Below are 22,457 nucleotides of genomic sequence, written 5' to 3' on the forward strand. Positions count from 1 at the left end.
ACTAAATGGTCTAAATTTTTCCGCGACCTTTTACTGAAGTGATCGAGTTTATAAAGCTATAATCGATCTTTATATTACGCTCTCTTGGAAGTGAGTTTGCAAGAGCATTTAAAGTGCTCTCAAAATCCTCAAATAGATAGTTCGCAAGGCTTCCTGGATTTGGATTTATCTCATTTAGATAGACCTCATCATCTATCACAAAGAAGTCGCATCTAATGATCGCTCCGTCAAATCCACAATCATAAATTTTTGAAAAGTTAAATTTAAGCTTTTGCTTTAGCTCTTCAGAAATTTCAGCCTCTTTTACCTTGTTTTCATTTGAAAAGCTAAGATATTTCTGCTCGTAGTCAAGAAATTCTTTCTTTTTTGGCTCTTCGATGATAGAAAATTTTATCTTTCCATCTATCTTACAGCCTGCGAGGTTATACTCTTTTACTCCCTTTATAAAAGGCTCGACAAGCACATCTTTATCGAACTCAAATGCTACGTCTTTTGCATAAGTTAGCTCGCTGGCGTCATGCACTATATTTACGCCGATACTACTTCCAAGCCTTGCTGGCTTTAAGATAATAGGATAGTGAAATTTTGGCTCACTTTGACGAGTTAGCATCTCATAATCAAGCGCCTTTACGCCAGCTTTTTGCGCTAGAAATTTAGTAAGCTCTTTATTGTAGCTAAGCGCACTTACTTCAAGCCTTGGACCTATATATTTTATGCCGTAAAAGTCAAAAAGTGCTGCTATCTTGCCATCTTCGCCGTCCATGCCATGGATCAAATTTATAATGACATCGCACTCTACTTTTTTATCGCCAAAGAGAGAGTGTATGAAAAATCCACCCTTAGACAAAATGAGCTTTTTTGAATTTTTGTATTTACTAGAGCTAAAGAAATTTGCTCTCATATCTTTTTGCTCGATAAGATAAAAATCTCTATTTGCGTCGCAAAATATAAATTTTAGCTCTTGCTTTAGGACATTTTTTAAAACTATCGCACTAACTATGCTTATCTCATGTTCATAGCTCTTTGCTCCAAATACCACACCTAAATTCATCTTTTTAATCCTTATCCTAATTTCTTTAGTGCTTCTTTTATAAGATCACTCGTATTTTCACTCTTACACTCAAGCAAAATTTTTACTATCTTCTCACGTTTAAAGCCAAGCGCCTCAAGTGCTAAAAGTGCCTCATTTTGATAGCTTGGCACGCTCTCATCACTTATTAGTTTTGCGTCGCTTAGCTCGGCTATTATGCGTCTAGCCGTCTTTGGTCCGATGCCTGGCACGCTTTTAAAAGTGTCAGCGTCGCCGCTTATTATGGCGTTTGTAAATGCTTGCGAGCTAAGACTTGAGCAAACCGCCATAGCCGTGCTAGCTCCAATACCATTTAATTTAATAAGCATCTCAAACATCTTTTGCTCATTTGCATCCAAAAAGCCATAGAGTAAATTTGCGTCCTCTCTTATGATCTGTGTTATGGCAAGCTCGACTTTTTCGCCCTTGCTAAGCTTGGCTGAGCAAAAAAGCGAGATAAAAATTCCATAGCTTACGCCGCTATTTGTCTTAAGTATCACAAATGCGGGATCTTTTTTGCTGACGATACCTTCGATCGCTTTTATCATCATTTAACCTTTTATTCTTAAGAATTTGTATCTGTGTAGTCTTCTAATTTATTTGACTTTTTGATCTTATACTCAGCCTCATCGCCATCACCGATCTTCTCCAAAGTAATGGCATGAGCGGTTTCATTTTGCTTTGAGATATAAGTGACATTTTGCGGAGGATCAACGATAACAAATCTAATCTCATTTAACTCAACCCAGTTGCCTCTATTTATCACTTTTGCAGAAAATATTCCATTTTGCATGATCTCAAGCTCATCTTTTAAAGTAGCTAGCAACTCTTTTTTATCTTTAAAAATTTTTAACAAAGTATTGTATTCATTGACTAGACCTTGATACTCTTTTAACTTTTTCATAAAGGTAACTGGCGGTATCACTTTAGCTTTTGAGAGCTCTTCTACCTTTGCTTTTATGGTATAAATCGAGTCTTTATTTTCATTTATGACATTTTTCTTTGTTTCAATATTTTTTAGAAGTGAGGCAAGCTCTGCTTTTGTATATTCGATCTTATTTAATTGCTCTTGCGTAGCCTCAGCACTCTCAGGCATTTTGCTAGTATCGATTATAAATTTATTGTCAGTGCCTCTTAAATATCTTACGTCTATTAAGTGTGAAGCTGTGATAGTGCAGTTTGAGCCAAGCGTGTTTATTTGGATATTTTGAGCGGTTATAGAGCCACCAACGACGCTATTTATCTTAACTCTTTTTGCTACGACATTTCCGCCTTCTAGCCTATCTATCTCGACATTTTCAGCTTCAACCTTACCGATGTGGATAGAAATTTTTGCATTCTTTGCATAAATTTTAGCCTTTTGGTGTGTTTGACCGCCGATTATTACTTCATTTGCTTTAACCATCGCATTTGCACCGACATTTCCTTTAACCTCTATCTCGTCAGCCTCCACGATGATGCCAGTGCCGATGGCGTCTTTTATAGTATCAGTTTCCCTAACCACCAAAGTTACATTTGTATCAGTGCCTGCTTGAATAGAGCCAGTTGTTTTAAAATTTGCTTCATTTATCTCTATACGCTCTTCGATGTCAAATGAGCCATTTTTCTCAACTACATATCCTGATTTTTTAGCGATATATATTATGCTATCGTCATTTTCTACTCTCTCTATATTTTCGCTTATACTTATCTCTTTGCCAGTATCTTCTTTTGGCTTTTCTACTGCTAATAATTTGCCTCTCGCATCACGGCCATTTTGCCCTTCGTGAGACTTTTTCTCTTCCATTATCACTTCATCTTGTGCCACGCCGAAAACAAAACCTCTATCAGCGTAATCAACCTTATCTTCCTCTTTTATCGCATCAAGTTTATCTTTGTAGTAGTAAAGTATCTTTGCATCGGTAGCTTTTTTGGGATTTATACCTTGTGTTATGTTTAGTATGTAGTCTTTATCAAGTTCGCCCTTTACATGCACAACTGAGGCAATTTGTTTTAGCTCGTCTTTTAGTTTACCGATCCTTATACCTATTAAAATTTGAGCTTTCATAAGCTGTTTGGCGATGTATTCAAAAAGTTTATCTTCGTAATGCTGTTCGTATTCACAATCTTTTGTAGCTTTTACTTTTGCGACTACTTTTGTAACCGTTGAATTTACACCGATTTCTATCTTTGGAAGCTTTGGCACAGCATTTAGCCTAACATCAAAAAATTCCACGTCATAGATCTGCTCGATCTCTAGTGTCTCGTCAAGATAAAATGCATTATCATCAAAAAAGTTTAAATTTTCTTCAGGGACAAAAACTGGCTCTTCATTATCTTTATTTTTATAATAAGTCAAAATATCTAAAATTTTAAAATCTATAAATTCTACCGGTACGCTGTGTTGCTTGCTTAGTTCTTTAAGCGATATATAAGGCGTTGAAGTTTGAATTTGCGTTGGCGGTAAAAATCTCTCGTTTTCTTGCACGTTCTCGCTCAAAATTGATCCATTTCACATAAAATTTGGCTCTTATTATCGCCAAAATTTTATTAAATTTGGGTTATGTAAGCTTTAAAGCATCTTTTGTTACTATTGCGTTTTCAAATTTAATTTAGGTGAGCGATGTTTATAAAAGGTTTTTTTTCAAACTCAGTTGGCATTATGGTTTCAAGAATTCTTGGACTTATAAGAGACCTTTTAACAGCTTCTATCCTTGGAGCTGGCATATTTAGCGATCTTTTTTTTATCGCTTTTAAAATACCAAATTTATTTCGCCGTATCTTTGGAGAAGGTGCCTTTACGCAGGCATTTTTGCCAAATTTTGCAAATAGCAAGAAAAAAGCGATCTTTCAGGCTGAAATTTTCATCAAATTTCTACTTTTTATAGGCGCATTAACGCTTCTTGTAAATTTATTTACGCCCTACTTTATAAAGATCATCGCAAGCGGCTTGAGTGAACAAAATATTACCGATGCAGTGCCGCTTGTGCGTATAAATTTCTACTATCTAGCACTTGTTTACATAGTCACTTTCATGGGTGCACTGCTTCAGTATAAAGGGCACTTTGCGACAACAGCGTTTTCTACAGCACTGCTAAATTTAGCCATGATCGCATCGCTACTTTTGGCTCGTAGCAAGAGCGAGAGCGTGGTCGCACTTTATCTTAGCTTTGGTGTCGTTACAGGCGGTATTTTGCAAGTTTTAGTGCATCTAATTGCTATGAAATTTAACGCCTTAAATAAAATTTTTTGGGGCGGTCTAAGCGGATATTTTAAAGGCAAAAAAGCTAGTAGCAAAGGCTTTTTTATAAATTTCTACCACGGCCTACTTGGCTCAAGTGCGATGCAAATAAGCGCATTTATGGACACTTGGCTAGCTAGCTTTTTGGTAAGTGGCTCGATAAGCTATCTCTTTTATGCAAATAGAATTTTTCAGCTCCCGCTTGCCATTTTTGCGATCGCGCTCTCTCAAGCACTCTTTCCAAAGATCACCAGGCTTTTAAAGCAAAAAGATGAAGCAAATGCTCTAGTTTGGACAAAAAAGAGCTTTTATCTGCTCCTTTGCGCTCTGCTAGCAGCCACGATCACAGGAATAGTAATGAGCGAATTTATCATTTGGCTCTTGTTTGAGAGAGGAAATTTCGTAAGGGCAAACACCATTGAGTGCGCCAAGGTGCTAAGCGCCTATTTGGTGGGGCTTACGCCATTTGGTCTGGCTAAAATTTTCTCGCTTTGGCTCTATGCAAACATGAAGCAAAAAGAGGCAGCCAAAATTTCTATCATCTGCCTTGTGATAAATTTGATCCTAGCTGTCATTTTGATGCAGAAATTTGGAGCTGCTGGCCTTGCATTTGCAAGCTCGCTTGGGGGATTTTTACAGCTTATTTTATACATTAGAGCCTTTGGAGCTAAGCGATTTTTAGCTATAATCGAGCCTAAATTTATAGCCGCTATCGCACTTTTGGCGGTTTTGCTCTATTTTGGTTTAACATTTTTAAAGGATATATTTAATGCGAATTTTTGATACTTCTAAAAGAGAAAAGGTTGAGTTTAGCCCTATTAAAGATGGTGAGGTAAGCATCTATTTGTGCGGTCCAACGGTCTATGACGATGCGCATTTGGGACATGCAAAGTCAGCCGTTAGCTTTGATCTTTTAAGAAGAGTCTTAAAAGCGCTTGGCTACAAGGTCAAATTTGCAAGAAACTACACCGACATAGACGATAAAATTTTAAATAAAATGGCGCAAACTGGCCAAAGTTTAGAAGAGATAACAAATAAATATATAGCACACTACGAGAGCGACATGGGCGCTTTAAACGTGCTTGATCCAGACTTTAAACCAAAGGCTACGCAGTGTTTGGAGGCGATCATTAGCTACATCAAGGTGCTTATGGATAGAGGTGTGGCGTATAAAACGAGTGATGGAATTTACTTTGATACGAGCAAGGATAGTGGCTATTTTAGCATTAGCGGCAAGGACAATAACACTGATCTTATCGCCAGAGTGGCAAGTTTTGGAGAGAAAAGAGACGAAAAAGACTTTGTGCTTTGGAAATTTGACGAGAAATGGTACGAGAGCCCATTTGGCAAGGGTCGCCCTGGCTGGCACACCGAATGTGTGGCGATGATAAGAGAATTTCTAAGTGACAAAGAAAATGATAAATTTGAGATCGACATCCACGCTGGTGGCATCGACCTGCTCTTTCCGCACCACGAAAATGAGGCAAGTCAGTGCAGGTGTGCCTATCACAAGAATTTAAGCAAATACTGGATGCACAATGGCTTTATAAAAGTAAATAACGAAAAGATGAGCAAAAGCCTAAATAACAGCTTTTTCGTAAAGGACGCCCTAAAAAATGTTCATGGCGAAGTGCTTAGATTTTATCTGCTTACAAGCCATTACAGGGCTCATTTTAATTATTCAGATGAAGACTTAGTGGCTTCAAAAAAGAGACTTGATAAAATTTACCGCCTCAAAAAAAGGGTCGATGGCGTGCAAGCAGGTGCAATAAACGAGAGCTTTAAAAGTGAGCTACTTGAAGCACTAAGTGATGATCTAAATGCTTCAAAAGCACTTGCAAGTGTTGATGAGTTTGTAAAAACAGCAAACGAAAGGCTTGATAATAGCCCAAAAGATAAAGCATATAAGGCCGAAGTGGTGGCAAATTTAGAGTTAATAGGCGAAATTTTAGGCATTGCTATCACAAACTATGTTGAGTATTTTCAGTTTGGCGTAAGCGACGAGCAAAAAGAGCAGATAAAAAGACTACTTGATGAGCGCACGATAGCTAAAAAAGAGAAAAATTTTGCAAGAGCTGATGAGATAAGAGATGAGCTTTCCAGCCTAAATATCTCTATCATGGATACGCCAAATGGCGCAGTTTGGGAGAGAAATAATGAATAACTTTGGCTTAAAAGATGTGCTAAAGCGCTTTGGTCCATATTTTAAAGACTACATTCCACACTTTATCCTAGCCTTCATCGGCATGGCTCTCGCAAGTGGCGGAACAGCAGTCAGTGCGTATCTAGTAGAGCCAGTACTTAATAAAATTTTTGTTGAAAAAAATGAAACACTGCTTTATATGCTGCCATGTGCGATTATTGCAATTTATGTGTTAAAAAATATAGGTACATTTATGCAGGCTTATTTTACGGCATATATTGGGCAAGATACGATTAGAAGATTTCGTGAAAAGATGGTCGAAAATTTACTAAATTTGGACATGAAATTTTTTAATGATTTTAGAACAGGAGAGCTAATAAGCAGAACCACGAACGATATAGAGCGCATAAGATCTATTGTTTCAAGCATCATACCCGAGCTTATTAGAGAGCTTGTAACTATCTTGGGTCTGCTTTGTGTAGTCATCTATCAAAGCCCTAAATTAGCATTTTTTGCACTTGTTGTTATGCCATTAGCGATTTATCCGATCTCACGCCTTGCTAAAAAGATGAAAAAGATCTCAAAAAAATCACAAGAAAAGACATCTGATATCACCTCAGCCTTGAGCGAAATTTTTACAAATATCGAGATAATTAAAGCAAATAACGCTCAAAAATACGAGCACTCACGTTTTATTGATGAAAATAATAAATTTTTTAAACTAAATCTTAAAACTGTAAAAATTGAGCAACTAGTAAGCCCGCTAATGGAAACAATTGGCTCAATAGGTGTAGCTGCTGTCATCATAATAGGCGGCAAAGACGTCATCGACGGAAATATAAACATGGGTGCTTTTTTTTCATTTTTAACTGCACTTTTCATGCTCTACACCCCTCTAAAACGTATCGTAAATATATACAATAAAATGCAGGATGCGATCGCAGCAAGTGAGAGAACCTTTTTCTTGATGGATAAAGTAAGCCAGATAAAAGATGGCGAAAAAGTATTAAGTGAAGAGATAAATTTAATTAAATTTAATGATGTCCGCCTAAGCTACGGCGACAAAGAGGTCTTAAAAGGGATAAATTTAGAGGCAAATAAATCAGAATTTATAGCCCTTGTTGGCTCAAGTGGTGGCGGAAAAACCTCGCTCATGAATCTACTTATGAGATTTTACGACGTAAATAGCGGCGAAATTTTAATAAATGATACAAATTTAAAAGATATCAAGATCCACTCACTTCGCCAAAATATTGGCCTTGTAACACAGCGTGTCTATATCTTTAATGATACGATTGCTAAAAATGTAGCTTATGGCAGAGAATTTGACGAAGAAGCAGTCGTAAATGCTCTAAAAATGGCAAATGCCTATGAGTTTGTAAGCAAGCTTGATGATGGTATCCACACCATTTTAAACGAATTTGGCACCAACCTCTCAGGCGGTCAAAGACAGCGCATCGCCATAGCTAGAGCACTTTATCAAAACCCACAAATCCTCATCTTTGACGAGGCTACTTCAGCGCTTGATAACGAGAGCGAAAAAGAGATCACAAAAGCGATAAATAATCTAAGAAGCAAAAAGATCATCTTTGTCATCGCTCACCGCCTTAGCACGGTTGAAAATGCCGATAAGATCGCAGTTTTAAGTGATGGCAAGATCATTGATAGTGGAAGCGACGAGGAGCTTAGCAAGAGAAATGAAATTTATGCAAGGCTTAAGGGCAAAGCCTTAGTTTAAGGCGATTTTTGCTAAGATTTGCAGAAATTTTAGGCATTTTAAAGAGGTTAAAATGAGCTTAAACTACAATACTTTAAAATCTATATTTTTCAAATTTGATCCTGAAACTGCCCACAAGATCGCTGAAGTAGCGATGGTTGGGGCAAATAAAATCTTCCCTGGCTCGCTAAGCTTTTTGGCGCACAAATGCGTGGTCGATGACAACGCGCTAAAACAAAATTTATTCTCAAGCACCTATCACAACCCAGTTGGCATAGCTGGTGGCTTTGATAAAAACGCCACTATGTTTGAGGCGCTAACGGCTCTTGGATTTGGACACTTAGAATTTGGCACATTTACACCAAAACCACAACCTGGCAACGCAAAACCAAGGCTTTTTAGGCTCATAGATGAAGAGAGCATCCAAAATGCGATGGGCTTTAACAACGAAGGCTGCGAGGCTATCAAAAATAGAGTAAAAAAGATATATCCTTTTACCATACCGATCTGGGCAAACATCGGTAAAAACAAGGTTACACCAAACGAAGATGCGATAAAAGACTATGAAATTTTAGTAAGAGAATTTAGTGAAATTTGTGACACCTTCGTCATAAACGTCTCATCGCCAAACACGCCAAATTTAAGAGCACTTCAAGATGAGAGCTTTATAAAAGAGCTTTTTAGCGTCATTTTGCCACTCACTAAAAAGCCGATCATCTTTAAAATAGCTCCTGATATGAGCCACGAAGATGCGATCAAGCTTTGTAGCTGCGCGGTAGAAAACGGCGCTAGTGGCGTGCTCGTTTCAAACACAAGCGTTGATTACTCACTCTCTCACTCGTCAAATTTAAAAGATTTTGGCGGACTAAGCGGCAAGGTGATCGCTAAAAAGTCAAAAGAGATCTTTAAAGCCGTGGCAGACGAGCTTTACGGCAAGACGACACTTATCGCATGCGGCGGCATAGATAGCGGCGCAAAGGCATATGAGCGCATAAAAATGGGAGCAAATTTAGTGCAAATTTTTACAAGCTTTATCTTTAAAGGGCCGATGATCGCAAGAGATATAAATTTAGAAATTTTAGAGCTTTTAAAAAGAGATGGCTTTGCCTCTATTAGCGAAGCAGTCGGCATAGATGTTAAAAAATAAAAGGCAAAAGATTGATAAAATTTAATAAAACAAAACTAGAAAACGGACTAGAAATTTATCACGTACCAGTAAATCCTGGCTCAAAAGTGATAAGCGTAGATGTCTTTTATAAAGTTGGCTCCAGAAACGAAGTGATGGGCAAAAGCGGCATCGCTCACATGCTAGAGCATCTAAATTTTAAATCAACCAAAAATTTACGAGCTGGTGAATTTGACGAAATAGTAAAAGGCTTTGGCGGCGTAAATAACGCAAGCACTGGCTTTGACTACACTCACTACTTCATAAAAGCCTCAAATGAAAATTTAGACAAAACGCTTGGTCTTTTTGCTGAGCTTATGAAAAATTTAAGCCTAAAAGATAAAGAATTTCAGCCAGAGCGAGACGTGGTGCATGAAGAGCGCAGGTGGCGAACAGACAACAACCCTATGGGATACCTCTACTTTAGACTCTACAACCACGCATTTATCTACCATCCATACCACTGGACTCCGATAGGCTTTATAAAAGATATCGAAAACTGGAATATCTCCGACATAAAAGAATTTCACGCCACATACTATCAGCCCAAAAATGCGATTTTGATGATAAGTGGCGACATCGGCAATGATGAGGCATTTAAACTGGCTAAGAAAAATTTTAGCGATATAAAAAACAAAAGAGCCATCCCAAAATCTCACTGTAAAGAACCTGAACAAGACGGCACAAGAAGAGCTATCATCTATAAAGATAGCCAAACACAAATGCTAGCTATCGCTTACAAGATCCCAGACTTTAGGCATGCTGATCAAGTGGGGTTAAACGCGATAAGCGAGTATCTAGCCACTGGCAAAAGCTCTATTTTGCAGCAGCACCTAGTCGATGAGCTAATGCTCGTAAATCAAATTTATGCTTATAATATGAGCTGCGTTGATGAAAACTTATTTATATTTTTAGCAGTTTGCAACCCAGATGTCGAAGCAAGTGTGGTTGAGGCTGAAATTTTAAAGATCATAGATGATTTAAAAAATAAACCAATCGACAAAGATGATGTTTTAAGAGTTAAAAATTTGATAAAAACTGATTTTATTTACTCATTTGAGAGTGCAAGTAAAGTTGCAAATTTATATGGCTCATATCTTGCTAGAGGCGACATAAAGCCACTTTACGAGCTTGAAAAAAATATCGATAAGATAGATGCCAAGCTTTTAAAAGAGATAGCAAATAAATATTTCAATGAAAAAACCAGCACAACAATAATATTAAAAAAGGAATAAACGTGGAAAATTCGCTTCAAGGTGCGATGACCGCACTCATTACGCCATTTAAAAATCAAAAAGTGGATGAAGTCAGTTTTGAAAAGCTAATAAAAAGACAGATAAAACACGGCATAGATGTCGTTGTGCCAGTTGGAACTACCGGCGAGAGTGCAACACTAACGCATGATGAGCATAGAATTTGTATCGAAATAGCCGTAGATGCATGTAAAGGCACAAATGTAAAAGTACTAGCTGGTGCTGGTAGTAATGCGACTCACGAAGCTATTGGTATCGCTAAATTTGCTCAAGCTCATGGCGCTGATGGTATCCTCTCAGTTGCGCCCTACTACAACAAACCAACGCAGGAAGGGCTTTATGAACACTACAAAGCCATTGCAAATAGCATTGAAATTCCAGTGCTTCTTTACAATGTTCCTGGCAGAGTTGGCGTGGATATCTTGCCAGCGACTGTTTTTAGACTCTTTAAAGAGTGTAAAAATATCTATGGCATCAAAGAAGCAACAGGCAGTATCGATAGATGCGTCGATCTACTGGCTCACGAGCCAAATTTAGTAGTCATTAGCGGCGAAGATGCGATCAACTATCCTATCATATCAAATGGCGGCAAAGGCGTCATCTCAGTTACTGCAAACCTCTTGCCAGATCAAATTTCACAGCTTACGCACCTTGCGATGAACGAAGAGTACAAAAAAGCAAAACTAATAAATGACAATCTATATACGATAAATAAAACACTCTTTTGCGAAAGCAATCCGATACCGATCAAAGCAGCGATGTATCTAGCTGGACTCATCGACTCTTTGGAGTACCGCTTGCCACTTTGCAAACCAAGTAAAGAAAATTTTAAAAAGATAGAAGAAGTAATAAAAAATTACGAAATAAAGGGTTTTTAATGAAGGACACACTAAACGAATTTAAAGGTAAAACGCTAGTCATCAGTGGCGGCACTAGAGGTATCGGCAGAGCTATAGTTGAAGAATTTGCAAAAGCCGGCGTAAATATAGCATTTACCTACAACTCAAACGAAGAGCTTGCAAAAGAACAAGTAAAAGAGCTTGAGACTACTTACAAGATAAAAGCCAGAGCCTACGCGCTAAATATCCTTGAGCCAGAGACTTATAAAGAGCTATTTTTAAAGATAGATGAGGATTTTGATAGGATTGATTTTTTCATCTCAAACGCTATCATCTCAGGTCGCGCAGTAGCTGGTGGATACACTAAATTTATGAAGCTAAAACCAAGAGGCATAAACAATATTTTTACAGCAACAGTAAATGCCTTTGTAGTAGGCACTCAAGAAGCTGCAAAACGCATGGAAAAAGTGGGTGGTGGTAGCATCATCAGCCTATCATCGACTGGAAATTTAGTATATATCGAAAACTACGCAGGTCACGGTACAGCAAAAGCAGCCGTTGAAGCCATGGCAAGATACGCTGCGACCGAGCTTGGCGAGAAAAATATCCGTGTAAACGTCGTAAGTGGCGGTCCTATCGAGACAGACGCGCTAAGAGCCTTTACAAACTACGAAGAGGTGCGCGATATGACAGCAAAGCTTAGTCCACTAAACCGCATGGGACAGCCAACTGACCTAGCCGGAGCATGTCTATTTTTGTGCTCATCTAAGGCTAGCTGGGTAACTGGACATACATTTATAATAGATGGCGGCACAACTTTTAAATGAGAAGATTGAAATTTTAAGCATAAAGGCATATTTGTGAGTTTAAATTTACCAAACGCATTGGCATTTTTTAGGATACTGCTGGCTCCGCTTATGTTTTTTATGCTCGTAAATTCGCCAGGAATTTTTACACAAATTCACATAAGCTGGATAAATTACTTCGCAGCTCTTATTTTTGTGATCGCCTCGGTGACTGACTTTTTTGACGGCTACATCGCCAGAAGCTGGGATCAAAAGACCAAGCTTGGCGCTATCCTTGACCCGCTAGCTGATAAGATGCTGATCTTGGCTGCATTTTTAGGCCTTATGATGCTTGGTAGAGCGAGCGCTTGGGCTGTTTATCTAATCTTGGTAAGAGAATTTTTTATAACTGGCTTTCGTGTCGTGATGGCAAGTGATGGTGTAGAGGTTGCGGCCTCGATGGCTGGCAAAGTAAAAACAGTCTCGCAGATGTTTGCTGTTGGATTTTTACTGATGAGCTGGCCTGGTGGTGAGCTTTTACTCTGGATCGCTGTTGCGCTCACACTTTATTCTGGATTTGAGTATATTTTTGCCTATGTAAAGGCGATGAAAAAGAGTTAAAATTTCTTTCACTCGTAAGACCAAAAGTTTTTACTTGCAAAATTTATATAAATAATAAAAAACTTCATTTTCTAAATAAGTAAAATTAAGTTAAAAATTTCCCCTAGCTAAAAGAATTTTTTAGCTAAATGCCGTTTGAGAGTAAATTTATAATTTTTGGCTAAAATCTCATCAATTTTTCAAAAAAGGTAAGTTTTGAAAGGTATTTTCTTCACGCTAGTCCTACTTTGCCTTGGGCTTTATGCGTATTCATTTTATTTTTTAGTGACCGTTTTAGCCATTAGTTTTCTCATATTTTTTCATGAGTTTGGCCACTTTTTGGTGGCAAGAATGCTTGGAGTAAAGGTAAATACCTTTAGTATCGGCTTTGGCGAAAAAATTTACACCAAAAATATTGGTGGCACCGACTACTGCCTAAGCGCGATCCCACTTGGTGGATATGTACAGCTAAAAGGACAAGACGACACCGACCCAAAGGCCAAAAACTACGACCGTGATAGCTATAACGTGCTAAGTCCTATAAAGCGAATTTACATCCTCTTTGCAGGGCCATTTTTTAACTTTATCTTGGCGTTTTTTTTATACATTTTGCTTGGATCTATCGGAGTTGAAAGACTTGCACCAAGTGTAGGCCACATAGCTGAAGGCTCGGCAGCTGCGAGCGCTGGACTAGCTAAAAATGATAAAATTTTAGCAATAAACGGCGTAAAGATAAACGAGTGGGACGAGATCAGTAAAAATGTAAAGCTCGAGCCAAGCACCATTTTAATAGACCGCAACGGCTCAAATTTGACTATAAATTTGACACCAAAGATTGGCGAGACGATAAATTTATTTAATGAAAAGGTTCAGCGTCCGCTCATTGGAATTTCTCCAAATGGCGAAGTAGTAAAAATTTATTATACAGGCCTAAATAGTCTAAAATTTGCTTATGACGAAACACTCGAAGCCTCAAAGCTTATCTTTAAAAGCTTTACTAAGTTAGTAAGCGGAGCGGTGCCGCTAAAAGAGGTCGGTGGTATCGTGCAGATCGCTGATGTCACTTCAAAAGCCGCAAAAATAAGTCTTGGCGTACTTTTGACGATCGTCGCTTTAATCTCAGTAAATTTAGGTGTCCTAAATTTATTCCCCATCCCAGCACTTGATGGTGGGCACATACTTTTTAACTTATATGAGCTAATTTTTAGACGTGAGGTAAATGAGCGAGTGCTTACAACGCTTACTTACTGCGGCTGGGCGCTACTGCTTGGCATAATGGTACTTGCAACTTTTAATGACATTATGAGATTAAGTGGAGGTTTATGATGATAGTTTTAAAAGAGCTACTTGAAAAAATCGAAAATTTAAGCAAAGATGTGACGCTCATCGCCGTTAGCAAAAATGTGACAAGTGCTGAAGTAAGAGAGCTTTATGCGCAGGGGCAAAGAAATTTTGGCGAAAATAGAGTCCAAGAGCTAGCCAAAAAAAAGCTAGAACTGCAAAATTTTACTGATATAAAATGGCATATGATCGGCCGCTTGCAAAATAACAAAATAAATCAAATGGTAAGCCTAAAGCCCACACTTTGGCAAAGCTGCGATAGCTTTGAAAGAGCTGTAGAGGTCGATAAAAGGCTTAGCTACAAGCTAGATACCTTGCTTCAGATAAACTCGGCTGATGAGGATACAAAACAAGGCGTAAGCGTAGCAAATGCGGCAGAAATTTATGAGCGTATCCAAAGCGAGTGCAAAAATATCAATCTAAAAGGCGTGATGAGTATCGGAGCGCATGTGGATGAGCCAAAAGAGATTCAAAAGAGCTTTGAACTAACTTATAAAATTTTTGATAGCCTAAAGCCAAAAGGCGCAACTATCTGCTCGATGGGCATGAGTAGTGACTTCGAGCTAGCGATAAAATGTGGCTCAACTATGATCCGCCTTGGGACAATGCTTTATCTATAAATTTATTGCTTTTGTCTGATTTGCCTCTGCTGCTGGGGCTCAATAGATTTTTACTAAAAAAGACTTGAGCGAAAAATTAAAATTTAATATTTAGCGTCAGCTAAAACTAGAGCAAAAAGTACTTTTACGCCAGCTTTTTCTAGAGTATTTCTAGCCTCAAGTATCGTTGTGCCAGTGGTTACGATATCGTCTACTAAAATAACTGGCGCAGTGATCTTTTTTAGGATTTTAAAATTTCTTGGGTTATTTTGTCTAAATTGCAAATCCTTACCACTATAGCTGACCTTGCTTGTTGCATGCAGTGCATGAAATATGGGTTTTAGATTTTTAGCCCTTAGTGCATTTGCCAAAATAGCCGTATGCGAATAGCCGTAATGCACTCTATCATCTATCGGCAGAGCATAGACTTGCTCTGGAAAGCTAAAGCTTTTAAAAAATTGATTAAATGCAAATTTGGCTAAGTTTTTATATATAAAATATCCGTGCATTTGGTGCTTGGAGTGGATGAGTTCTTTTATTTCAGAGTAGCCGTAAAAGCTATAAATTTTAAAGCCCTCTAGTTCTCTTACTATCGGGCTTGGCTCACTTAAAATTTGTGAGCAAATTTTACAAAATGTATTTAGCGTAAAGCTCTTGCAAAACGCACAAAACATTAGCTATTTAAAATAGCAATTGCTGTGCGTTTGATGGCATCATTTATGATCTCTGTTAAAAATGATTTAAATGCTCCACCTGTGCGAATTAACTCAAATTTGGTTTGATTATTTGAGATATTTTTAACGATACTTTGATCGCCTTTTTGGATCTTAAGTGTGATCTTAATATTACCTTTTGTATTATCAGTGCCGTATCCGCTCATATTTGCTTCAAACTCGTTGATAAAAATTTCAACTACGACGCCACCCATGCCATTTACATTTGCACCGCGCGCCATAAGCTCTTTTTTGAGCGAATCACTAAAATAAGTAGCAAGATCGTTTTGAAGCACGACATATTCTTTTACGGTACCTTTGCTATCAGTGATCGTAGCAATGGTACTTTTATTTTTTCGGTTATCATGTACTGCGCTTATATAGGCCTCAAAGCCGCTATTTTGCTGGCTCGCAGCAGCCTTATATGGATCAAATGCGACAACACTTTGACTTGGTGCACAACCAGTTAAAAATAAAACAAAAAGTCCAAAAATAGCTAAAAATTTAAATTTATTCATCGTTTTTCCTTTTAAAGTTTAGTGATCTCATCGGCTACTTTTATCGCGGCTTGTTTAACCAAAAGTGCGATAAAAAAGTCAAACTGACCAGACTCTGAAGCCTCTAGCTTCTCCACATGGTGCCTAGTCGAGATAGGTAACGTTTTTTTGAAATTTATATTTGAAAGAATAAGAAGCCCATTTAAATGTCCATTTAAAATTTCTGAACTTCCCGAATAGCTTCCTCTAAGTTCGTCAAATCTAAAATCAAGCCTATATGTGTAAGGTGATGTTTGAGTATCGACAACCACGATTCCGCGAGAATTTAACTCACGTTGCAAAAACATGTAAAAAAGCACTTCAAGGCGCGGATTTGAGTTAAAAACTGCAGTATTTCCTTCAATACCTGTGTAATATATCGATCTTGCGCTACTTCTAGCATCGACAATCCTATGAAAATAAACCTTTTTTAATCCAACATTAGTATCGATCATGTTTTTTTCTAAGCAGCAGTTTATTGCTACATCACTTTTGTATTTAACACCATTTATAAAAAGACCATCGCCCCTGCCTTTACAAGCGCTGCAGTCAGCCGGTATCCTCATAACCTCTTCAAAGTACATCTTATCTTCACTATTTATGCTCGCACTTTGCACACCGTCTATTCCCTCGCACGATAGACAAAGGCTAGCTTTAGCCACACAACCAGTTAAAAAGATAGCTGCAAAAACTGCAAATAATGTCGTTCTTAGCATTTTACTTCCTTTTACTCTTTTTGTTTTTTGCGGAGATTTTTTACACTCTCACCTGCGATGCCGTAGTTATTCGTATCGATCTCATCGATAATGACAACGGTATTTTGAGCGCTTCTACCTAAAATTTCGCTTATTAGCTTCGTAACTCCGCTTATCATCTTCTCTTTTTGCTCAACACTTGGGCTATCGCCCTCTTTTGTCACACAAATTTTCACAAATGGCATAGCGCTCCTTTTTGTAAATTTAGCACTTAAATTTTAATCAAAAACAAAAACCAAAAGCGACCGTATCACCAGCTCAGAATAAGGCGAAATATTTTGTGATGGTTTTGAAAGCTGTGACGTGAAATTTTGGTGCAGATAGAACATGCGGTTCATCAAGCCAAAATTTCACTAACTCTTTCAAAAGGGCACAAAAGATAAGCCTCTAGTCTATTTTTAAGACCGAGAGGAACGCCTCTTGCGGCAAATTCACCTTACCTATCGCCTTCATCCGTTTCTTACCCTCTTTTTGCTTTTCAAGCAACTTTCTCTTACGCGTGATGTCGCCGCCGTAGCACTTAGCTGTGACGTTTTTACCCATTGATTTTACGGTTTCTCGGGCGATTATTTTATTGCCGATGCTAGCTTGTATCGCCACTTCAAAGAGCTGACGTGGCACGATCTCTTTCATCGCCTTTACAAAGTCCCTACCCTTTGCTTGTGCCTTACTCTCAGGCACGATGATAGAGAGCGCATCGACCGTTTCACCAGCCACTTTGACATCAAGCTTCACTAAATCGCCCACGCGGTAGTCGCTTGGCTCGTAGTCAAAACTCGCGTAGCCTTTAGTGCTTGATTTTAGCTTGTCATAAAAGTCCATCACGATCTCGTTCATCGGTATGTCGTACTCTAGCAGCACGCGGTCAGTCGTGATGTAGTCCATCTTTGTTTGTATGCCACGGCGGTTGTTTAAAAGCGTGATAATGTTGCCCAAAAACTCACTTGGTGTGATGATGGTAGCCTTCACGTATGGCTCAAGGATTGAGTCTATTTTATTTACAGGCGGCAACTGGCTTGGGTTTTGGATTTTTAAATTTAGCCCATCAGTTTGGATGACTTCATAAGTCACAGTTGGCGCTGTGGCGATGAGATCAAGGTCAAACTCACGCTCCAGCCTCTCTTTAACTACCTCCATATGAAGAAGACCTAAAAAGCCAACCCTAAAGCCAAATCCAAGTGCGACCGAGGTCTCTGGCTCGTAACTTATCGAGCTATCATTTAGCTTTAGCTTATCCAGCGCGTCACGCAGATCTTCAAATTTATCAGTTTCTATCGGATAAAGTCCCGCAAAGACAAACGGCTTAGCCCTCTCAAAGCCACCAACTGGCTCTTTTAGAGGATTTCTTGACTGCGTTATCGTATCACCAACTTGCACGTCGCTAACATTTTTAAGTCCTAAAACTACGATACCAACTTCGCCAGCGCTAAGTGTTTTGGTCTTGATCGGTGCGATAGGATTTGGATACATGAGGTCAAGCACGATGTGTTTTTTACCTGTGCCCATAACCAAAATTTCATCGTTTTTTGAAATTTCACCATCATAAACACGCACAAGTGCAAGCGCGCCAAGATAGTTGTCAAACCAACTATCATAAATTAGCGCCTTTGTGGGCTTATTTGCATCACCATTTGGCGCAGGGATCCTCGTGATGATCGCCTCAAGTAACTCTTTTATGCCAACGCCTGTTTTTGCGCTCACTTCGATCGCTCCCGAGCAGTCAAGTCCGATGATGTGCTCGATCTCGTCTTTTACCCTAGCAGGGTCAGCCGCTGGTAGGTCGATCTTGTTGATGACTGGGATGATCTCTAAGTTGTTTTCTAGCGCGATATAGACGTTTGCGATAGTCTGCGCCTCTACGCCCTGAGAAGCGTCTACGACTAGCAGCGCGCCCTCACAACTGGCTAAAGAGCGGCTCACTTCGTAGCTAAAATCCACGTGGCCCGGAGTGTCAATCAAATTTAGAACAAAATTTTCTCCATTTAGTGCGTAGTTTAGGCGAACAGATTGGGCTTTTATCGTGATGCCGCGCTCTTTTTCGATGTCCATCGTGTCCATGATTTGCGAGCTCATCTCACGGTCACTGACGGCGCCACACTCCTGTATGAGGCGGTCAGCAAGCGTGCTTTTGCCGTGGTCGATATGAGCGATGATGCTAAAATTTCTGATGTTTTTCATATAAGCTTTACTTTTTACTAAATTTTGGGCTTTATTTTGCCTAAAGTTGATTTAAATGCCAATAAATATATTTTTATCATAAGCCCACCAATAGAACTTGGCTCTATTCTCAAAAATCTTAATGACAATGTCCAAAGTGCTCATGTCCTTCATCGTCATTTAGCTCACAGATGAGACCAGCTTTGTGCCCAAGACTCTCACTCTCAAACTGAAGCGTGACATGGCCGATGCCAACGTGAAAAAGCTCATGCTCGATGTGCTTTATCATCTTTGAAATTTCAGCCACGCTTAGCGCATCATCCACCACCACGTGGGCTATGAGCGCGTTTGTGCCAGCATTTATCGCCCAGATATGCAGGTCATGCACGATTTTAACGCCATCTACACCCTTTATAACGCCTAAAATTTCATCCGTATCAAGCTTAAGCGGCACGGCTTCGATCAGGATATTAAAGCTATCTTTTAGCAAGCTAGCGCCGCTTTTTATGATGAGTAGCGAGACAAAGATACTTGCGATGCTATCGGCCTGCGTGAAGTTAAATTTCATCACAAGAAGTGCCGCGACGATGGCGCCAACTGAGCCAAGCGTGTCGCCAAGTACGTGCAAATATGCACCTTTCATGTTTAAATTTTCTTTTGTATCAGCGCTTTTATGCATATAAACGGCTACGACTAAATTTATAATAAGCCCCAAAATACTAATAAAAAGCATCGTTTTAGCCTCTATCTCTGGCTCGTTAAAAAGTCTGATGATCGCTTCGACTATGACAAAGATAGCCAGCGCGATAAGAGCGATAGCATTTATGAAAGCAGCGATAATCTCGACCCTTTTGTAGCCAAAGGTCTTTTGTAAATTTGCCCTTTTTTCTGCAATCTTAAAAGCAACCAGCGACAAAAAGAGAGCCGCAGCGTCTGAGAGCATGTGAAATGCGTCGCTAATGAGCGCAAGCGAGTTTGAAACGAAGCCAAAAACAGCCTCAACTATCATAAACGTGAAAATTAGAAAAAATGAATTTCTAAGAACGCTCTTATTGTGCATCATTGTCCTTATTTTGGGCGTCGATCCTCTTGCCTATATCTTTTAAATTTGAAAATTCCTCGATAAGCTTTGGCGAGTCGTCAAGGCTGATGACGAAATTCCATATATAGGTCATCACAGAGTAGATGTGGCCGGCATTTGTCTGCTGCGAGCTTAGCACTATTATCGCCACCAAAAAGAGCAGCGAAGCGCTAATACCGATGATAAAATAGCTCATCGCCTCCCTATTTGAGATCGCTATACGAAATTTAGAAACGACGTCATAGTGCCTATTTAGCGTGCTTTTATTAAAAACACCTATCACCTTTGCCTCTTTTTCTAGGCGGTCATTTAAGCGAAGATAAAGGTCGTCATTTTTTTTGATATATCTTGGTAAAAATATAAGAAAAAAGGTCATCACGGCAAAGCACGCCACAGCGACCTTTGGCTCGACAAAGATGAGCATAAACGCTGAGCCGATGATCGAAATAACCGATGTAAAAAACATAGGAAAATGCGTCTCAAAGAAATTTACAAACTCTCGCGAGAGCGCTACTCTGGCGATGATGGCGGAGTCGTCTTTGGCATTTTGTTTTTCATTCATGATGACATTTACAGCAAGCTTTGCGTAGATATTTGCAAAAACTTGCGTATCCACGCGACGTCTAATGGCTCCTACAAGCCACGCTACGAGCACAAAAAGTGCGTAAATTAGGGCATTTAACGTATTTCCTTGCATGATTGCGTTGATCGCAAAGCCAGCAAATATCGGGTAGGCTAGAAAAAGTCCGTTCTCTGCTAGCACCAAAGTAAAGGTTAAAATGAGCTTTTTGTTGTGCTCGGTCGCTATGCTCTTTAGCGTTTTAAAGGCATTATTTTGCAAATTTACTCCTAAAAATTTTTGCGAATTCTAGCCCAATTTGATAAAAATTTGAAATTTTTGTTGTAACTATTGACATTACAACAAAAAAGTATTATACTTCGCTCATTAGTTGTAAATAAAAAGATTACAACACAAAAAACAAGGAGAAAAAATGAAAAATTATCAAGTTGCAAAGATCACAAACGAGCCAAGAGTTGAGCTAAAAGAGGCTTTAAATTTAACTGGCTGTGAAGTATCTATAAACGAGCTTCCAGCAAATGTAAGCGTGCCATTTGTCCATGCGCACAAGCAAAACGAGGAGCTTTACATCATCACTGATGGCGATGGCGAGCTCTTCATTGATGGTGAGGTGCTAAAAGTAAGCAAAGGTGACGCGGTTCGCATAGATCCAGATGGTAAAAGGTGCTTTAGGGCTGGCAAAAACGGCATCAAAATGATCTGCATCCAGACAAAACACGGTAGCCTAGAGCAATACACTATGAGTGACGGCGTGATAGTTGATGACGTAAAGCCAAGCTGGCTGTAAAATTTAAAACAAAATTTAAATGAGAAATAATGAAAATAGCAATCATAGGCGCAAACGGCAAAAGCGGTGCAAATTTAGTAAATGAGGCCATAAAACAAGGTTACGACGTCACAGCGATCGTTAGAAATAAAGAGTATAAAAACAAAAGCGTAAAGGTCGTTTATAAAGATATTTTCGAGCTTACAAAGACTGATCTGGCTGGCTTTGACGCAGTGATCAGTGCATTTGCAGCGTGGACGCCAGATACCTTTGCGCTTCACAAAAAAGTGGCCACTCACCTTATAAATTTACTAGAAGGCACTAGTACAAGGCTCATCGTAGTTGGCGGCGCTGGTACGTTATTTGTTGATAGCAAAGACACTATGCTAATGGATACACCAGACTTCCCGGCTGCATATATGGGTGTGGCAAAGGCGACTGCGGAGTCTTATTTTGAGCTAAAAGGTAGGAGCGATTTGCTTTGGACATATGTAAGTCCAGCATGTGACTACGACGCAAATGGTGCTCGTACTGGTAAATACGTGCTTGGTGGAGATAATCTCATCTTAAACTCAAAAAATGAGAGCTATATAAGCTATGCAGACCTTGCGCTTGCGATCATAGACGAGCTAAAAAACAAAAAATTTATACAAAAACGCTTCACAGCAGTTAGTGAGCGAGCATAAAATTATAGATTTGACATAGCTGGCAAAAAAGCTAGCTTGTCAAATCTAAACTAAAAAAACTGCTTTTAGTAAAAATTTAAAGTATAATCAGAGAAAATTTCAAGGACGATTGTGCAAGTAGGGATTAAGTTTTCAACCGCGATCCATGTAATTTTAGCAGCTTGTTTTTTCAAAGACGAGAAAGTCACGAGCGAATTTATAGCAGGTAGTATAAACACAAATCCTGTCATAGTTAGGCGCCTGCTTGGCACTCTAAAGGCTGCAGGACTTGTGAATGTTGTAGCTGGAGTTGGTGGTGTGAGTCTTGCGAGAGAGCCAAAAGATATAACCCTCCTTCAAATTTTTAACGCAGTAAATGATAAAGAAAAACTTTTTAAGATCCACTCTGACTCACCTAAAGCCTGCCCGCTTGGTGGCAAGATCGAAGGCCTCTTAACCAACCACTTCCTAAA

Annotated in this window: 23 protein-coding genes; 13 read left to right on the forward strand and 10 right to left on the reverse strand. The window is 39.0% G+C overall.

Going from position 1 to position 22,457, the window contains the following annotated elements; translation table 11 throughout:
• Positions 1–10: 10 nt before the first annotated feature.
• Genes G6W45_RS04100 through G6W45_RS04110 form a run of 3 tightly spaced genes read right to left on the reverse strand, consistent with a single transcriptional unit; the run spans position 11 to position 3,548 of the window.
• Positions 11–1,051, reverse strand: a complete 1,041-nt coding sequence (locus G6W45_RS04100) for a D-alanine--D-alanine ligase (protein ID WP_194167611.1) — start codon at positions 1,049–1,051, stop codon at positions 11–13.
• A gap of 11 nt (positions 1,052–1,062) precedes the next feature.
• Positions 1,063–1,617 carry a Holliday junction branch migration protein RuvA gene (gene ruvA / locus G6W45_RS04105; protein ID WP_194167612.1) on the reverse strand — a complete coding sequence of 185 codons (555 nt, stop codon included), beginning with the start codon at positions 1,615–1,617 and terminating at the stop codon, positions 1,063–1,065.
• A 17-nt stretch (positions 1,618–1,634) separates the two neighbouring features.
• Positions 1,635–3,548, reverse strand: coding sequence for a flagellar assembly protein A (locus G6W45_RS04110; RefSeq protein WP_194167613.1), 1,914 nt, complete (start codon positions 3,546–3,548; stop codon positions 1,635–1,637).
• 123 nt (positions 3,549–3,671) lie between these two features.
• On the opposite strand from G6W45_RS04110, the gene murJ reads away from it, so the two are divergent.
• The 10 genes from murJ (at position 3,672) to G6W45_RS04160 (ending at position 14,752) form a co-directional block, all read left to right on the forward strand.
• Entirely contained in the window at positions 3,672–5,072 is a 1,401-nt protein-coding gene (gene murJ / locus G6W45_RS04115; protein WP_194167614.1) for a murein biosynthesis integral membrane protein MurJ, read from the forward strand.
• Positions 5,059–6,453 carry a cysteine--tRNA ligase gene (cysS, locus tag G6W45_RS04120; RefSeq protein WP_194167615.1) on the forward strand — a complete coding sequence of 465 codons (1,395 nt, stop codon included), beginning with the start codon at positions 5,059–5,061 and terminating at the stop codon, positions 6,451–6,453. Before murJ ends, cysS begins: the two co-directional genes overlap by 14 nt.
• Complete coding sequence (locus tag G6W45_RS04125; RefSeq protein ID WP_194167616.1) at positions 6,446–8,170, forward strand: ABC transporter ATP-binding protein; 1,725 nt, start codon at positions 6,446–6,448, stop codon at positions 8,168–8,170. The genes cysS and G6W45_RS04125 overlap by 8 nt, the downstream gene beginning before the upstream one ends.
• Before the next feature lie 52 nt (positions 8,171–8,222).
• On the forward strand, positions 8,223–9,296 hold the full coding sequence (locus G6W45_RS04130) for a quinone-dependent dihydroorotate dehydrogenase (RefSeq protein WP_194167617.1): 1,074 nt from the start codon (positions 8,223–8,225) through the stop codon (positions 9,294–9,296).
• Positions 9,297–9,307: 11 nt separating this feature from the next.
• Positions 9,308–10,549 (forward strand): M16 family metallopeptidase, encoded by a 1,242-nt coding sequence (locus tag G6W45_RS04135; protein ID WP_194167618.1) that lies wholly within the window; start codon positions 9,308–9,310, stop codon positions 10,547–10,549.
• A gap of 26 nt (positions 10,550–10,575) precedes the next feature.
• Positions 10,576–11,445: a 4-hydroxy-tetrahydrodipicolinate synthase gene (gene dapA, locus G6W45_RS04140; protein ID WP_035167707.1), complete on the forward strand. Its 870-nt coding sequence runs from the start codon at positions 10,576–10,578 to the stop codon at positions 11,443–11,445.
• Positions 11,445–12,233, forward strand: a complete 789-nt coding sequence (locus G6W45_RS04145) for an enoyl-ACP reductase (RefSeq protein ID WP_194167619.1) — start codon at positions 11,445–11,447, stop codon at positions 12,231–12,233. The genes dapA and G6W45_RS04145 overlap by 1 nt, the downstream gene beginning before the upstream one ends.
• 33 nt (positions 12,234–12,266) lie before the next feature.
• Entirely contained in the window at positions 12,267–12,812 is a 546-nt protein-coding gene (gene pgsA / locus G6W45_RS04150; RefSeq protein WP_194167620.1) for a CDP-diacylglycerol--glycerol-3-phosphate 3-phosphatidyltransferase, read from the forward strand.
• Positions 12,813–13,007: 195 nt separating this feature from the next.
• Positions 13,008–14,117 carry an RIP metalloprotease RseP gene (rseP, locus tag G6W45_RS04155; RefSeq protein ID WP_194167621.1) on the forward strand — a complete coding sequence of 370 codons (1,110 nt, stop codon included), beginning with the start codon at positions 13,008–13,010 and terminating at the stop codon, positions 14,115–14,117.
• Positions 14,114–14,752: a YggS family pyridoxal phosphate-dependent enzyme gene (locus tag G6W45_RS04160; protein ID WP_194167622.1), complete on the forward strand. Its 639-nt coding sequence runs from the start codon at positions 14,114–14,116 to the stop codon at positions 14,750–14,752. Before rseP ends, G6W45_RS04160 begins: the two co-directional genes overlap by 4 nt.
• An 83-nt stretch (positions 14,753–14,835) precedes the next feature.
• On the opposite strand, the gene G6W45_RS04165 is transcribed toward G6W45_RS04160, so the two are convergent.
• From G6W45_RS04165 to G6W45_RS04195, 7 genes are all read right to left on the reverse strand, one after another.
• Positions 14,836–15,405 (reverse strand): ComF family protein, encoded by a 570-nt coding sequence (locus tag G6W45_RS04165; RefSeq protein WP_194167623.1) that lies wholly within the window; start codon positions 15,403–15,405, stop codon positions 14,836–14,838.
• Complete coding sequence (locus G6W45_RS04170; RefSeq protein WP_194167624.1) at positions 15,405–15,962, reverse strand: YajG family lipoprotein; 558 nt, start codon at positions 15,960–15,962, stop codon at positions 15,405–15,407. Before G6W45_RS04170 ends, G6W45_RS04165 begins: the two co-directional genes overlap by 1 nt.
• An 11-nt stretch (positions 15,963–15,973) precedes the next feature.
• The gene (locus tag G6W45_RS04175; RefSeq protein WP_194167625.1) at positions 15,974–16,696 is read right to left on the reverse strand and encodes a hypothetical protein; all 723 of its coding nucleotides are present in this window, start codon (positions 16,694–16,696) and stop codon (positions 15,974–15,976) included.
• An 11-nt stretch (positions 16,697–16,707) separates the two neighbouring features.
• The gene (locus tag G6W45_RS04180; protein ID WP_194167626.1) at positions 16,708–16,920 is read right to left on the reverse strand and encodes a 2-hydroxymuconate tautomerase family protein; all 213 of its coding nucleotides are present in this window, start codon (positions 16,918–16,920) and stop codon (positions 16,708–16,710) included.
• 202 nt (positions 16,921–17,122) lie between these two features.
• Positions 17,123–18,913 carry a translation elongation factor 4 gene (gene lepA / locus G6W45_RS04185; protein WP_194167627.1) on the reverse strand — a complete coding sequence of 597 codons (1,791 nt, stop codon included), beginning with the start codon at positions 18,911–18,913 and terminating at the stop codon, positions 17,123–17,125.
• Between the two features lie 118 nt (positions 18,914–19,031).
• A complete protein-coding gene (locus G6W45_RS04190) occupies positions 19,032–19,952 on the reverse strand; it encodes a cation diffusion facilitator family transporter (protein WP_194167628.1) in 921 nt (306 codons plus the stop codon).
• Positions 19,942–20,814: an ABC transporter six-transmembrane domain-containing protein gene (locus G6W45_RS04195; protein ID WP_194167629.1), complete on the reverse strand. Its 873-nt coding sequence runs from the start codon at positions 20,812–20,814 to the stop codon at positions 19,942–19,944. The genes G6W45_RS04190 and G6W45_RS04195 overlap by 11 nt, the downstream gene beginning before the upstream one ends.
• Positions 20,815–20,965: 151 nt before the next feature.
• On the opposite strand from G6W45_RS04195, the gene G6W45_RS04200 reads away from it, so the two are divergent.
• The 3 genes from G6W45_RS04200 to G6W45_RS04210 form a co-directional block, all read left to right on the forward strand.
• On the forward strand, positions 20,966–21,340 hold the full coding sequence (locus G6W45_RS04200; protein WP_194167630.1) for a cupin domain-containing protein: 375 nt from the start codon (positions 20,966–20,968) through the stop codon (positions 21,338–21,340).
• A 29-nt stretch (positions 21,341–21,369) separates the two neighbouring features.
• Positions 21,370–22,005, forward strand: coding sequence for an NAD(P)-dependent oxidoreductase (locus G6W45_RS04205; RefSeq protein WP_194167631.1), 636 nt, complete (start codon positions 21,370–21,372; stop codon positions 22,003–22,005).
• Between the two features lie 111 nt (positions 22,006–22,116).
• On the forward strand, positions 22,117–22,457 hold a 341-nt coding region (locus G6W45_RS04210), incomplete at its 3' end, for an Rrf2 family transcriptional regulator (protein WP_194167632.1).

Source organism: Campylobacter concisus, assembly GCF_015229955.1.
GTDB classification, from domain to species: Bacteria; Campylobacterota; Campylobacteria; order Campylobacterales; family Campylobacteraceae; genus Campylobacter_A; species Campylobacter_A concisus_AT.